Source organism: Lentilactobacillus parafarraginis DSM 18390 = JCM 14109, assembly GCF_001435895.1.
GTDB classification, from domain to species: Bacteria; Bacillota; Bacilli; order Lactobacillales; family Lactobacillaceae; genus Lentilactobacillus; species Lentilactobacillus parafarraginis.
Genome location: NZ_AZFZ01000036.1, coordinates 16021 through 30213 on the forward strand (window position 1 = coordinate 16021; position 14193 = coordinate 30213).

Sequence of the window (14193 nt, forward strand, 5' to 3'; positions counted from 1 at the left end):
CCCCACTTTGTGATGGGGTTCCTTTATTAACAATTGGCTAAGTGGATGAATGCTCTCCAATAAATTTCGATTTTCGCGACAATCCAAATAATTTGATGAGGATTAAAATCCAATCCTGCCGCGGATTTCTGCTCATTACCCAGCTAGTTATTTTTCGAAAGTAGCCGTTAGCTAATTATTCAAAATGATGAATAACCATGAATAATGATAAGGTTTTCACAATTAATATTGCTATGATTCAAACAGGCGGTCACTATCTTTATTGAAGTGCGCCCCAACAAACACAATTTCAAGGGTGACGATTAGCATCTGGGTCGCCGGCACGTAAATGAGTCCCAGAACAACCAAAATGACCTGGATCGACACTAATTTCCAATTAGATAAAAATCGGTAAATGCGCATCTGGCGAATGCTATCCGCTGCTTTCTCGTGACCGTCGGAAACGTTGGCCATGATCAACGTCTTTGATAAAAGCAGGTAGGCAAAGGACCATAGAAAGAACACGCAACCATAAAAGATTTCCGGCCCCTGCTCGTTGAACCCCGGCCAACCCATGCCGTTGCAACGGGAATGAACGATGTACTAAACATCCAAAAGTTGTTCACCCAATACACGGTTTTCGTAATTCGGTGGGTCTTAGCAAACATATAGTGGTGATTATACCAAGCCGTTCCGATAAATAAATAACCGATGGCATAAGAAATCAAATATGGCAGCTGCCCGGTGATCGCCCAGATTGAGAAAGAATCCGGAGTCTTAAATTCCAAAATCATAATTGTCAAAATGATTGCCAAAACAGCATCTGTAAAGGCCGCAATCCGTGATTTATCCATGTTAATTCCCCCAAAATTAATTGATAAGTCTACTATAACCTCACCGCGAAGAAATACTGGGAATTAGCAATTAATTTTGTGAGATGAAAAGCCACCGCATGCTCGCCACTGGCACTCACTTATTTACCTTATTCTTGATTATCTAAACTGAAGTCACCTCCAAGACGAGCAGCTACTTTTAAGAGCGCCCGGTCAGTGTGGGCCTTCGCAATTATTGAAATGCTACCAGTCGGAATGGGGATTGCCACTTGTGGAATGCCGGCCATTCCTGCAAGACTGGTCAACTGCTGTGTTGATTGGCGAATCGATTCAACCGCGGAAAAATCAGTGTCCTTTTTGGGGGCCTTACTACTAGTCGTTGGTAAAACCAATAATGCTTGATCAGACAGAAAATCGTTCATAAATTCAATAAAATGTTGCCTCAAATTGAAATTCCTCATCAAGTTTTCGTCGTCCTGCACCTTCTGAGCATCCCGAAAATGAGCGGCAATGTCTGCTCCCAGATCAGCGGGGTGATGCTGGACCCATTTCCCATAGTGCTGCCAGGCCTCATATCCCTGAATATTTTTAAAAGTCTTCCTTAGATGTTCTAAGCCAAATTTTTCTGGGAGCGAAAATGCCCTGACGTTGCCCGCTGGAATCTGAAGGTGCTCCCTAATTTGGGTCACCGTCTGCAAATAGTCATCCTCATTGCTGGCCAAAATGTTGGTCTTTAAGTAATATATTTTTCGCACATTCAAAGGATCGCTATCCGGGTAGAGCGTTCTACCAACCTTTTCAAGGACGTCTGCCCGATTAGCCAGTATGCCAACCGTATCGAAGCTCTCTGCTAAGGGAGCGACCCCGGCCAACAAGTCAGCCCTATGGGTCGGGCGAAAACCATACAATCCACAATAGCTGGCAGGGACGCGAATTGAGCCGCCGGTATCGGTTCCCAGCGCAAAGTCAACATCTCCAGCTGCAACAGCCGACGCTGATCCGGAGCTTGATCCCCCGGAAAAGCAGGACGGATACTTAACATTTAAGGGATCGCCATAATGGACGTTACTGCCCTTAATCGAATACATAAATTCATCGCTGATAGTAATTCCCACTAACGTCGCGCCAGCAGCCCTAAGCCTATCAATGACTTGAGCATTGCGGGTAGCCGGTAAGTGCGCGGCTTGCCATTTAGGATTACCCAAGCCCGTGACGTAATTCTTGACCGAAAATACATCCTTAACGGCAAATTTCAACCCAGTAAGTGGGCCAGACCTAATCGGCCCCTGCGTTAGGCTGCGGTTCACATACGCCGTGTTTAATGTCTGCACACAATCACTTCCTGACTTATTGTTTGCCTCATTGGGGCACTCTAAACGGTTACTTCCTCCGGGGAAGGCTGATTAGCAAATCCGGCCGCGGTTGCATCTAATCCAGCTTTCAAGTCAACTGAAGCCCCTGCCTGTAACAGTGCAGCTCCAAATAGCGCAATGAAGTTGGTAATGAAATGACGTTGGGCGCTGTAACCCATGGTCCCAATTCGCCAAATTTTGCCTTGTAAGCTGCCGAATGAACTCGAAATTTCAACCCCAAAATCCTTTAAGAAAGTCTCTCTAAATTGATCACCGTCAAGTTGATCTGGAATCTCAACACAAGTGACCATTGGCATTTCATGATCTGTTTGATGATAAATATGCAGCCCCATAGCGTCTAATCCGGCATTCAAAGCATGATGAACCTGCAAGTGGCGCTCAAATCGATTTTGCAAGCCTTCCTGCAGCGCTAATCGAAGACCCTCATGAAGCGCGTAATTGGCGACTGTCGCCTCAGTATGATGATTCAGGCGGCGGGGTGACCAGTAATCCTGAAGCTGAGTGAGATCGAGATAATTACTTGTAATGTAATTATTCCGCTTTGTATCTTCCCCAGTTCTAACGCCCTGTTCAACTCGTTTCCGCTTATTAATTTCGGCTGCAAAACGATCATTGAATGTAATTGGCGTTATTCCGGACGGAATAGATAAGCATTTCTGAGCGCCGCCAACAACCGCGTCCAATTGCCACTCATCCACCTTTACAGGAGTTCCCATATAGGACGCAACCGTATCAACCACCAGGAAACCACCATATTCATGAACCGCAGCGCCTAACCGATCAATCGGCTGAAGGCGACCGGTTGAGGTTTCACCGTGGACAATGGCAACCACTTTCGGCTTCATTTCCCGAATCTTTGCAATGATGTCGTCCTGATCAAAGACGGTTCCCCACTCGGTTGTCATTGTGGTCACTTGCCCACCAGCACGCTCAGCAAGTTCGACGAACAAGTCACCGAATCGCCCAAGCGAGGGAACAAGAACCGCATCACCAGGGCTGACGATACTGCCAATCACCGCTTCAAGGCCGGCTCGACTGGTTCCGTCGATTGGAAACGACCACCGATTCTTGGTGTTAAACGTTTGAGCAATCATTTTCATATTATCGTTCATAATGTCCGTAAATGCCGGATCAAACTGCCCAAGAATTTGGTTGCTCATTGCTTGGGAAATTCTCGGATCCACCATGGTTGGCCCAGGTGTCATAATTAGTCGATTTGTTATTTGTAATTCACTCATACTGATCTCTCCTATCTTCTTTTAAATTCATTCATTTCTGGGTTATTCATAACATTCACGATACAATTGCTGCTCCAAAATCCGAACCCCAAGCTCAAGGTCCGCTGGTTTGGTGTATTCCTCAGGGGCATGGCTGATCCCACCTCGACTTGGGACAAACAGCATTGCAGTCGGAACCTTAATATTCATTATTTGGGTGTCATGGCCGGCCCCAGATGGCAGCATGATAAATTGCTGGCCACTATCAGTGATAATGCGTTTAAATTGATCAACTAACCGGGAATCCATTATCGCGGGGTGGCTATCCATCCAACGCTCAACCTCTCCAGAAACTGCCTGCAAACCACGAACTTCCTGCCGCAAAAACGCTTCAAATTCATCCACGACCCGCTTATCTGGGTGGCGCATGTCCACGGAAAATTGAACTTTCCCGGGAATGACATTTGATGAACCAGGGGACACTGTGAATTCACCAACCGTAAAGACCAGTGGCTCGCCAATCCGGCTTGCTTCATTGTCCAATCTGCAGATGAGCGCAGCGGCAGCTTTTAGAGCATCCCTTCTTAAATGTTGGGGCGTCGTTCCGGCGTGATTGGTCTGCCCCTCAATCGTCACCGTAAAGCGTTTTTGCTCACAAATTGCCGTGACAATTCCAAGGGGCACGTGACTTGCTTCCAAGAGTGGTCCTTGTTCAATATGCAATTCCAAAAACTCTTTTGGCAACGCCTGCTCAACTACTTCATAATTTTTGGTGAGTGTCGCTAGCGCTCTGGCTTTTGCGTCGGCAAAGGTCGTACCACTATCATCTTTAAGATCGGCCGGGGTTTCTTGAACCCCAGCATAGTGTTTCGATCCGGAAAAACTGGTTGGAAATCTACTGCCTTCTTCTTCGCTAAAGGCGACCGCCGTCATGGTGACAGCTGGTTGCCCATATTGCTCAACCAGGTTACTCATGGCGATAACAGCGGCAGCAACACCATAAGCGCCATCAAACTTTCCGGCCCGATGCACGGTATCAATATGTGAACCAGCTGCGATAACCGAATTCCCATTCTTACCCGGATAGGTCATAAACCCATTGCCGTAAGAGTCAATGGTTGCTTTCATCCCCCTTGTCTGAGCATCTGAAAGTACGAAGTCCATTGCTGAAGTCCAAGCTTCATCGTACACAAACCTCGTAATACCAGCATTGGGACGGGTTCCGAAATGACTAAGTTGTTCCAAATACTGACCAACGTTTGAATTAATTAACTGTTTCATAATATGCTCGCCTTCTTTTGTTGTTAGATTAAATTTAAATTCATTTTATTAGAAAATCATTGTTAAAAATCAACAAATGCATTAAACTATTTAGCAATTATCAACAAACTAACTGCCATGTTGGTGATTTGACCCGTCATCGTTGGCCATAAATGTTATATTATGTTACACACATTCCACGATGACTTATCGAAGGGAGCCCCAGTTAAAATGCAAATGATTAAATTATTGCAAACACCAGAACTTAAGAACATTAAACTAATCGCGGGTGATCAGGGAATTGATCGTGACGCAAAACTCATCGGCATGATTGAAGCGCCCGATATTGAATCATATTTATTTCAAGGGCAGTTACTGGTGACAACTGGTTATCACTACTATAAACACGTGGATCGCCTTAAAACGTTAATTCAAAAAATGGCTGCTAAGGGATGCGCCGGGTTGGGAATTAAAGCAAACCGGTATTTCAAAAAAATCCCCGCCGATATTTTGACCCTTGCAAATCAACTAAAGTTTCCCCTGCTACTAACCCCGGAGGAAGAACCCCTCAGTAAAACCGTCTCCTCCCTCATTCAGGTTGTGACCCAATCCAACGCTCTGAAATTAAGTCGGGTGATTGAACAAAACCAAAGCCTTTCCCAATCAGCTTTCAACAACACCAAATTCAATGTGGTGCTGGACCAATGTGCCACTTACTTGCGACACGACATCGTTCTGCTGGACAGTCACTTTAGAGTTTGCTATTCCAATCAAGGAATCTGGAGTCAGCGGGAACCAATTTCTGAAGATTTACGACAACAAAGCAGTGTCAATTATTTGGCGTTAACTGATGAAGTCACAGTTAACTGTATGAATCGCCAGTTGCGAATTTCGCCGTTAATGGTGATGTACCCCGAAAACAAGTCGTTTTTAGGAATCTTTGACCTGGATACCACCAATTCAATGCAACAGCTTCAACTTCAGCAAATTCAAAACGTTCTTAGTTTGATGAATAGTCGAACCGACGTCAGAAAGGAAGACGAGCGCCATCAGCATGATCAATTCTTTGCCAACGTTTTAAGTGGAAATATTCGCGGTGATTTAACAACGGAGATGCCCAATCATCTGAAAGTTGGCTTGGGAGAAAATTATTATTGTGCGGTTGCTGGGATTACCCCGGCAAAATCCGGCATCATCACTTTTCTTAACCAAACCGATCAGATTCGCCGCTACTGCGAATGGTTTATCGACGAGTACAATATTGACGCAACGGTTTTTACTGAACGCCAAAAAATTGTCCTGATCATTCGAGCGACCCAGAACCCTGACCACTTCGTAAAGGTGCTGGCGAATTTTCTCCAACGACAAATTGGTGAACGCTATATTCTTCAAATTGGCCTCAGTAACACCCAGCTACCAATTGATCAATTACCATCAATTTATCAAGAAGCTCAGCAGGCTTATACCCTTGCCAAACAGTCAAATCAAGCTGTTCAACGTTTTCGACCAAAGGAAGTATCTGAGCTTCTCCAACTGATCCCTAGGAACGAATCGACTGCGTTCATCAATGAAACGCTCGGTCCAATCCTCGAAATGAAAAATAAACAAGAAATGATCGATCTTCTCAAAACGCTCAGACTATATTTCTATCATCACCAGCAAATTAGCACCGTTTCTCAACAACTATTTATTCACCGCAACACAGTCGTTTACCGCCTAAAAAAGGCAAAGAACCTGCTCCACATTGATTTAAAATCTCCTGAAGCCAGTCATCGACTGTTCATTGCGCTGATGTTAATGCCTGACACATTTGAATAGCACTGCCATTTTGGGCCATTCATTACGGTTCTAAATAAAATCCACAATTTCGTGTTAGATAATTTAACACGAAATTGTGGATTTTTGCTAAACGAAAGAGATTTTTTGGTGATCATGACTAGTGCTTATGAGATGAAATCACATAAAATTAGAATCATTATCCATCCAAGGACAATGCAAAAGCTGTTAAGCATATTAATAATGGTTGATCCGTATAAATCATTCAGGAAGGACTGTGAATATTATGAAATTTGATTCTGTTATTACTAACGGTACAATCGTCACACCCACAAAACTGGTTCAAGGTGATTTAGGTATAAAGGATGGCAAGATCGCCGCAATCGGCGGCCACCTTACCACCGAAACCACACAAGTGATCGATGCCAAAGGCCAACTCATCCTCCCTGGCATGGTGGATGCCCACGTGCATATTAACGAACCCGGCCGAAGTGATTGGGAGGATTATCACACTGGTAGTCAAGCTTTGGCTGCGGGTGGAACAACCAGCATGGTTGTGATGCCATTAAATGCGCTTCCTGCCCGGACAACCGCCAAGGAATTCAACCGTCATCGAGAAATTGCCGAAGGAAAATCATACATTGATTTTGCACTGTATGGTGGTTTAGTCCCAGGGAATTTAACCGAAATTGCGAAATTGGCTGATGCCGGCGCGGCCGGATTCAAAGCATTCATGGCCACCACCGGAACCGATATTCCCGGCGACTTCAAAAACGTCGATGATTATGAATTGTTCAGGGGAATGCAGGCAATCGCCAAAACCGGGCTGCGGCTTTCACTTCATGCCGAAAACGCAGTATTAACCGATCGATTTGCGGAGGAAAAGATTGCCCACCACCAGACACAGATTCAGGACTATATTGATTCCCGGCCGCCAATGGTAGAAGTTGAAGCCGTGCGCCGAGCACTCTACCTCGCCAAGATGGCTAACTGCAAGCTCCATTTTGTCCACTTATCAACAGGCGAAGCCGTCAGCGAAGTCCAAAAGGCCCAAGCAGAAGGCCAAGATGTAACCTGCGAGACTTGCGTCCATTACCTGGCGCTGAACACCGACACATTTAAAAAGATCGGCCCACTCGCAAAGTGCTCCCCCGTTCTGAGAACCAAAGAAGTTCAATCAGAACTGTGGCAGAAGATTGAGGAAGGCGCTTTGAACGCTGTCACTTCTGATCATTCCCCAGCCCCGGCATCGATGAAGGCCAATCCAAACGATAATATTTTTGATGTTTGGGGCGGTATCAGTGGCGCACAAAATAATGTCGATTTATTTTATGACATTGCTGTCAAATCACACCGGTTATCAGTCTTTCAATTCGTTCAACTAATCGCGGCTGGACCCGCAGAATTATTTGGTCTGGGTAATAAGGGATCCCTCGAGATTGGTAAGGATGCGGACATCATTCTGCTTGATCCTACTCAATCCTATACGTTAACCAAAGATGATCTTTTCTATAAAAATAAAATTTCGGCTTACGTCGGGTGGACAATCCATGATCGGATTACCCAGACCATCCTTCGTGGGAAAACGATTTTTACGCTTCAAAACGGATTCAATACCAAACCGGATGGCAAATTTCTAATTAATCAGCATGTAAAGGAGGCAGCTGCCAATGCAATCAACACTCACGCAAAACAAACCATTCTCAATTGATGACGCGCCGATCGCGGATGACCTCAAACCAATTTCAAACGATCAGCGGACCGTTGGCGCCTTTGCCTATATGTCAATGTGGCTGGGTGACGGATTTAATATTGGTAACATCACCTTGGGCTCTTCATTAGTCGTCGCTGGAACCGCCACAATGAGCTTATTTCAAACCCTCACGGCAGCCGCGATTGCAATCTTCATCATTTCAGTGATTTTTGCCCTTAATGACCGCTTTGGGTACCTAACCGGATCTCCGTATGTCATGCAGCTCCGGCTTTCATTTGGAACAACCGGTGCTAAGTGGGCCAGTCTGTTACGGGGTGTCCCAGCAATTGTTTGGTTTGGATTTCAAAGTTGGACTGGGGCGTTGGCACTCAATCAAATTGTCAGAATCCTTTCCAACGGCTCATTTAACAATACGGCGATTTGTTTCGTTATCATGCAGATTGGGCAAATCCTGATTGCACTCAAAGGGTTTAAGTCAATTAAGATTGTCACTTCAATTATTTCCATTATTGTCATGGTTGCGTTATTCAGTGTCTTTATCTTATTAGTCACTCAGCACGGGGCAGTCATTCAATCAAAGCTCGTAGATGTCCACGGATCCTGGGGATTAACCTTCTTCAGCTTCATCGTCGCGTTTCTTGGTAACTACACGGCCATCTTTGAATCGGCGGCTGATTATTCAAGAGAATTACGGCCAAATTTATCCAATAAATACCGTGGTCTCCTCTACTTCCTGCCGATTACAATTGCCTATGGCATTACCATCGTCACGGGAGCAATGTTGGCAGCCGTAACGGGGATTTCCAGCCCAGTTAACGCAATGTCAACGCTGTTCAACAATAACGTGATTACCCTGTTTGTCTCAGGATTCATCGTCCTTGGTGTGATTACCACGAATTCAGTGGCAAATATTATGCCCCCAACCTATATCCTGACATCCCTCTTCAAACTCCCTCAAAAATGGGCAATTGCCATCGTCGGCCTCCTTGCCGCCTGCTCATTTCCGTGGCTTCTCGTCCAAGATTCTTCGTCAGCCGGATTGGCGCTCTTCATCCGTTCATACTCAATTTTCTTAGGGCCGATGACCGGCATCATCCTGGTTGAATATTATCTGGAACGGCGCCAATATATCAATTTGTCGAGTTTATATAATGAGCAAAAGCAACAATCAATTAAGTGGAACGCCCCCATTGCATTGCTTATTGGTGCCGCAGCTGCGTTAATCCAAGTGGACTTATCTTGGCTCGTTGGATTTGCCGCCGGCGGGCTAGCCTACATCGTCTTGAATCGACTCCGAAAAGAAGCTCGTGAGTTGCCTGAGGAAGAGGTAAATAAATTAGATGTGGATGAATAAATCAGTAAAATTTCCCGTATAAGACGTACAATTCCAACTTGAAAAAGTGAACCAACTTTCTGTTTGCCCTGTTTCAGGACACCAAAAAAGTTGATTCACTTTTTGTTTTAAGTTGTTGTTAGTACTTAAAGGCAGGAGTATACACGCCATCAAATTGGGCCTTCATGACCTTAGCCACTGATGCGGTATGATAGGCTTTTACCACTTTCTTATAAGTTGCGTTGTTCTCATCACCCTTACGAGCAACAATCACGTTAATCCAAGGTTTATTTTTCGGATCATTATATTTTGGTGTTACCTGATAAATTGCATCTTTAATTGGATTCATATGGGCGGCCTGAACGAAATTACTGTTTGTAATTCCTGCTGCAAAGTCCGGTAATAAGCTGATAATCTTTGCAGGATCCACTTGAACAATCTTTAAATGATGTTTATTTTGCGTTATATCTTTAATTGCAGGTGCGTCGCCTTTCGAAGGATCTAATTTGATTAACCCAGCACTTTGAAGGACCTTTAAAGCCCGACCCGCATTCGTGACGTTATTAGGAATGGCAATCTTATCACCATTTTTAATTTGATTTAAATTTTTAATTTTCTTTGAAAAAACGTTTAATGGAACCAAGTAACTTTGACCAATCACGCTAAATTTATAATGCTTTGTTTTTTCTTCTTGATGCAAAAAAGCATAGTGTTGAAAAGCAGTTAAATCCAAGTCTTTATTGCTCTCTTCCTGATTTGCCAGGATCCCATCAGTGAACGAAACAAGTTTTACTTTAATATGATCCTTAGCAAGATTTTTATTCACTTGCTTCCATATTGGGTTATCTGCTGTTCCAACAACACCAACCTTAACAATCTCGTCTTTGCTACCGGAGGCATTACTTTTGCCGCACCCAGTCAAGATTACAGAAATGCTTACTAACGTTACCAACGATAAAATGATTTTGAGCCATTTATGATTTTTAATCTGATTCATGCGTTTTCCCACTTTCTATTTTAATGAAAGAGTTTTCGACTGAAAAAGGTACCAATTGCTTGAATGACGCTCACAATTACCACCAAAATAATAATGCAGGCGTATGTTGCGTCGAGTTGATTTTGTTGATAACCATATTGAATGGCAAAGTCTCCAATACCACCCCCACCGACAACACCAACAATTGCTGTTAACCCAATCAAGCTAATTAATGTAATGGTTGTAACTCGAATGATACTGGGAATACTTTCTTTAAGATAAACGGATCTAATAATTTGAAAAGGTGAAAGACCGATCACTTGGCCAACTTCAATCAGACCAGTGTCAACTTCGTTCAACGCAGATTCAATTTGCCGGGTAAAGAATGGGGTGATCCCAACAATTAATGGAAAGATTGTGCCTTGAACGCCAATCGCAGTCCCTGAAATCAGACGAGTAAGAGGAATCAAAGCTGCAATTAAAATAATAAATGGAATGGACCGAAATAAATTAACCATTTTATCTAAAACATTCCACACTGTCGGTTGACTCAAAATACCGTCTTTTTTTGTAACAACAAGTCCAATCGCTAGTATCAAACTGATAACAAACGAAATTACACTCACAATAATGGTCATTTCAAAGGTTTGACCAACTGAATTCCAAAATATTGATGCATTCATCGTGACATTTGGAAACCACTTTTCAATTACGCTTATCATAATTTTGCACCTCCAGTCTGATCTCTTGCTTTCCCAAGTAATCTAAAGCTTTTTTGATGTCACTTTCCAATCCATCAAGGACAATTACTAATCCCCCCAAGGGCTTTTGCTGAAGAATCTTGATGTCCCCGACCACAATGTTGGCATCAACATTGAAATTTCGTGATATAAATGAAATTAATGGCACCATCGCTTTTCCATTCAAATAAGTGATTTTAACAAGTTTTTGTTTCCCAGTGAGATTTAAGAGATCACTATCAATAATTTCTTGTGGTAGTTCCAATCGGGAAGTTGTCGCAATAAACCTCTGAGTAAGGATTTCTTTAGGGTTTACAAACACCGAATAAACGTTACCTTGTTCAATAATTTTTCCGTGGTCAAGAACCGCAACAAAATCACAAGTATTCTCAATCACTTCCATTTCATGGGTCACAATAATTAATGTAATTCCCAGCCGATGATTTAAATCCTTCAATAACGTTAAAATATCTTGCGTTGTTTGGGGATCAAGTGCACTAGTGGCCTCATCACACAATAATACCTTGGGGTCATCAATCAGTGCCCTTGCGATTGCCACCCGCTGCTTTTGACCACCAGATAGTTCGGATGGGAAGGCGGACGCCTTATCCGGCAGCCCAACCATTTCCAGTAAGCGAGTTACTTTCTGACGCGCCTCGGCCCGATTAATGTGGCGGTATTTGATCGGCAACATAATATTTTCAAACACTGTTCTTGAGGGCATTAAGTTAAATTGTTGAAAAATCATCCCAATATTTTGTCGAAGTGATCTGAGCTTCGATGATTTTAATGTATTAACAAGTTTTCCAGAAAAGGAGACTGTTCCACCTGTCGGCTTTTCGATTCCATTAATACACCTGATTAATGTTGATTTACCTGCTCCACTGTGGCCGATAATTCCAAAGATACTTTTCTCCTGAATACTGAGATTGACGTCTCTAAGAACCTGTCGTGGTTGACCGTCCTTATTGGGGAATACTTTTTCAACATGGCTAAATTTAATCAAAGGATCTAGTGACATCTAATTCAACCTCCCATAAGTGGTTAATGCGTTTTAAAGCCGTTTCTAAAACCTTTTCACTTTGAACCAAACTGATCCTGACATAGTTTTTACCTTCATTTCCAAACCCAATTCCAGGAGCAACTGCAATTGAAGCATTGTCAAAAAGATAGTTCGCAAATCGTTCCCCATCAAATCCACGTGGTGCACTGACCCAAACAAAGAAGGTCCCCTTTGGTGCTTCAACTTGATAGCCCAATTTGTTGAGACCATCAACAAATAGTTTTCGACGCTTTCGGTAGGATGCCAGAATATCATTTGCCCCCTTTTGAGAACCGGTTAAAGCTTCAACTGCGGCATCCTGAACCGCCCCATAAACAGTACTATATGCGTGGGCATGATATTGTTTCAAACTGGCAATGATATCCTTATTACCAACCGCAAAACCAATTCGCCATCCCGCCATGCTATACGTTTTAGATAATGTATAGATCTCCACTGCTGACTGGACTACTCCGGGGATTTGAAGTAAACTAACAGGCTTTTCTTCATACCCAAGCGATGCATATGCGAAGTCATTGATGACTACTAAGTTGTGCTCATTTGCAAACCGGATCGTTTGTGCGAAAAATTTGCGATTCGCAACTGCCCCGGTCGGATTATTTGGATAATTCAGTAAAAGTAATTTACTCTTATTCAGCACGTCTTCGGGTATCCTTGAAAAGTCAGGTAAAAAGCGATTCTTCTTAGTAAGGGGACATTCAAATATTTTCCCATTAGCCAACTTAATTGCAGGTACATATTCCGGGTAGTGAGGATCTGTGATGATTGCATAATCCCCAGGATTCAATATGACTTGTGGAAAAGCAAAAAGTCCGATTGCTGCGCCAGAAAAAATTGCCACCTCACTTTCTGGATCAATCCGAACACCGTATTCTCGCTTATAAAAGACGCTAATTGCTCTTTTTAAGTCTTCCTTACCATCAAATGGCGAATATCGATCATTTGTAGGACTTTCGGCTGCTTTCTGTAACGTTGAAACAATGTTTTTCGGCGTTGGCAAGTCAGGATTACCCTTTGATAAATCAATTAATGGTAACTCTGAACGAGTTTCAGCAATCTTATCGTCTAGCACAGAGAAAAAGCTTTTGGGAATTTTATTCATCCGCTTTGCTGGTTCAAACTTCAATAACAACACCTCTTAATCTAATTACTTTCTGCAATACATGATTTTGCCGACTTAATTTTCAAAAAATTAACGGTGCAATCTTGTCAAGATACAACCGATCGGTCTGATCAAAATGATTAAAATCAGGGCTGTCTAAATCTAAGACTCCCCAAAATCTACTATCTTGAAAGACAGGAATAACAATTTCTGATTTTGATGCATCATCGCACGCAATGTGTCCAGAAAATTTTTTGACGTCAGGAACAATTTCTGGATGCTTTGTTTCTGCTACCTTTCCGCAAACCCCTTTCCCGACAGCTATATGCATACAGGCGGGTTTCCCTTGAAAAGGCCCAAGTATTAGCTCTCCTTTTACAAATCGATAATAAGTTGCACCATTTAAACCAGGAATTGTATGAAATATTAAGGAAACTAAATTACTCATATTTGCAATAAGATCGTGTTCCCCTTGTAGGAGACTTTCTGCTTGTTTAATTACGAGCTTATATTGTTCATCTTTTCTCCCTGCCATTTACATCACCCTTTCCGCACAAAAAAGCCGTCCCCACACAACAACACTGTGTAGGGGCGACTTTTGATATCACGGTACCACCCTATAATTTTATGTTTAGTAATTTTAAGAATTGCTAAACATATCTCAACGGCACAAACATGCCTGGGATTGTATCGTATCCTTACGTACTGCAAGCTTTCACCGCAATAAAACTCTGAGCTCATTTTTCACTTATTTTTCTAATCTGCGTTCACACCATCAGCAGTCTCTGAAATTAGTTTAACGCGTTGTGCTAGTTGTGTCACATTTG

The 14193-nt window shown here is 43.0% G+C and carries 13 protein-coding genes; 3 read left to right on the top strand and 10 right to left on the bottom strand.

Features of this window, described 5'->3' with window-relative positions:
* Window positions 1-231: 231 nt before the first annotated feature.
* From FD47_RS15825 to FD47_RS09025, 5 genes are all read right to left on the bottom strand, one after another.
* Window positions 232-453 carry a hypothetical protein gene (locus FD47_RS15825; protein ID WP_225352883.1) on the bottom strand — a complete coding sequence of 74 codons (222 nt, stop codon included), beginning with the start codon at window positions 451-453 and terminating at the stop codon, window positions 232-234.
* A gap of 2 nt (window positions 454-455) precedes the next feature.
* The gene (locus tag FD47_RS15830; RefSeq protein ID WP_225352882.1) at window positions 456-833 is read right to left on the bottom strand and encodes a TMEM175 family protein; all 378 of its coding nucleotides are present in this window, start codon (window positions 831-833) and stop codon (window positions 456-458) included.
* A 128-nt stretch (window positions 834-961) separates the two neighbouring features.
* The gene (locus FD47_RS09015) at window positions 962-2143 is read right to left on the bottom strand and encodes an amidase family protein (protein WP_054735064.1); all 1182 of its coding nucleotides are present in this window, start codon (window positions 2141-2143) and stop codon (window positions 962-964) included.
* Between the two features lie 41 nt (window positions 2144-2184).
* Entirely contained in the window at window positions 2185-3423 is a 1239-nt protein-coding gene (locus FD47_RS09020) for a pyridoxal-phosphate-dependent aminotransferase family protein (RefSeq protein ID WP_056980556.1), read from the bottom strand.
* Between the two features lie 42 nt (window positions 3424-3465).
* Window positions 3466-4683, bottom strand: coding sequence for a M20 family metallo-hydrolase (locus tag FD47_RS09025; protein WP_054735063.1), 1218 nt, complete (start codon window positions 4681-4683; stop codon window positions 3466-3468).
* A gap of 210 nt (window positions 4684-4893) precedes the next feature.
* Between FD47_RS09025 and FD47_RS09030 the strand changes: the two genes are divergently transcribed.
* The 3 genes from FD47_RS09030 to FD47_RS09040 all read left to right on the top strand — a co-directional run bounded on the left by FD47_RS09030 (window position 4894) and on the right by FD47_RS09040 (window position 9506).
* The gene (locus tag FD47_RS09030; protein WP_054735059.1) at window positions 4894-6480 is read left to right on the top strand and encodes a PucR family transcriptional regulator; all 1587 of its coding nucleotides are present in this window, start codon (window positions 4894-4896) and stop codon (window positions 6478-6480) included.
* A 244-nt stretch (window positions 6481-6724) separates the two neighbouring features.
* Complete coding sequence (gene allB, locus FD47_RS09035; protein ID WP_054735056.1) at window positions 6725-8149, top strand: allantoinase AllB; 1425 nt, start codon at window positions 6725-6727, stop codon at window positions 8147-8149.
* Window positions 8109-9506: an NCS1 family transporter gene (locus FD47_RS09040; RefSeq protein WP_056980558.1), complete on the top strand. Its 1398-nt coding sequence runs from the start codon at window positions 8109-8111 to the stop codon at window positions 9504-9506. The genes allB and FD47_RS09040 overlap by 41 nt, the downstream gene beginning before the upstream one ends.
* Window positions 9507-9624: 118 nt before the next feature.
* Here the strand turns inward: FD47_RS09040 and FD47_RS09045 are convergent, their stop codons facing one another.
* From FD47_RS09045 to FD47_RS09065, 5 genes are read right to left on the bottom strand one after another with little or no spacing between them, the layout of a single operon-like run.
* Window positions 9625-10482: a MetQ/NlpA family ABC transporter substrate-binding protein gene (locus FD47_RS09045; protein ID WP_056980560.1), complete on the bottom strand. Its 858-nt coding sequence runs from the start codon at window positions 10480-10482 to the stop codon at window positions 9625-9627.
* 20 nt (window positions 10483-10502) lie between these two features.
* Window positions 10503-11183, bottom strand: a complete 681-nt coding sequence (locus FD47_RS09050) for a methionine ABC transporter permease (RefSeq protein ID WP_054735042.1) — start codon at window positions 11181-11183, stop codon at window positions 10503-10505.
* Window positions 11167-12222, bottom strand: coding sequence for a methionine ABC transporter ATP-binding protein (locus tag FD47_RS09055; RefSeq protein WP_156319462.1), 1056 nt, complete (start codon window positions 12220-12222; stop codon window positions 11167-11169). The genes FD47_RS09050 and FD47_RS09055 overlap by 17 nt, the downstream gene beginning before the upstream one ends.
* On the bottom strand, window positions 12200-13399 hold the full coding sequence (locus FD47_RS09060) for an aminotransferase class I/II-fold pyridoxal phosphate-dependent enzyme (protein ID WP_138468022.1): 1200 nt from the start codon (window positions 13397-13399) through the stop codon (window positions 12200-12202). Before FD47_RS09060 ends, FD47_RS09055 begins: the two co-directional genes overlap by 23 nt.
* A gap of 49 nt (window positions 13400-13448) precedes the next feature.
* The gene (locus tag FD47_RS09065; protein ID WP_056980562.1) at window positions 13449-13901 is read right to left on the bottom strand and encodes a GAF domain-containing protein; all 453 of its coding nucleotides are present in this window, start codon (window positions 13899-13901) and stop codon (window positions 13449-13451) included.
* Window positions 13902-14193: the final 292 nt, after the last annotated feature.

What these genes read in the sequence shown, in the direction of transcription:
- FD47_RS09020 (WP_056980556.1), bottom strand. Translation starts at nt 3,423, where the DNA reads ATGAGTGAATTACAAATAACAAATCGACTAATTATGACACCTGGGCCA.
- FD47_RS09065 (WP_056980562.1), bottom strand. Translation starts at nt 13,901, where the DNA reads ATGGCAGGGAGAAAAGATGAACAATATAAGCTCGTAATTAAACAAGCA.
- FD47_RS09040 (WP_056980558.1), top strand. Translation starts at nt 8,109, where the DNA reads ATGCAATCAACACTCACGCAAAACAAACCATTCTCAATTGATGACGCG.
- FD47_RS09045 (WP_056980560.1), bottom strand. Translation starts at nt 10,482, where the DNA reads ATGAATCAGATTAAAAATCATAAATGGCTCAAAATCATTTTATCGTTG.
- FD47_RS09025 (WP_054735063.1), bottom strand. Translation starts at nt 4,683, where the DNA reads ATGAAACAGTTAATTAATTCAAACGTTGGTCAGTATTTGGAACAACTT.
- allB (WP_054735056.1), top strand. Translation starts at nt 6,725, where the DNA reads ATGAAATTTGATTCTGTTATTACTAACGGTACAATCGTCACACCCACA.
- FD47_RS15825 (WP_225352883.1), bottom strand. Translation starts at nt 453, where the DNA reads ATGGCCAACGTTTCCGACGGTCACGAGAAAGCAGCGGATAGCATTCGC.
- FD47_RS15830 (WP_225352882.1), bottom strand. Translation starts at nt 833, where the DNA reads ATGGATAAATCACGGATTGCGGCCTTTACAGATGCTGTTTTGGCAATC.
- FD47_RS09055 (WP_156319462.1), bottom strand. Translation starts at nt 12,222, where the DNA reads ATGTCACTAGATCCTTTGATTAAATTTAGCCATGTTGAAAAAGTATTC.
- FD47_RS09030 (WP_054735059.1), top strand. Translation starts at nt 4,894, where the DNA reads ATGCAAATGATTAAATTATTGCAAACACCAGAACTTAAGAACATTAAA.
- FD47_RS09050 (WP_054735042.1), bottom strand. Translation starts at nt 11,183, where the DNA reads ATGATAAGCGTAATTGAAAAGTGGTTTCCAAATGTCACGATGAATGCA.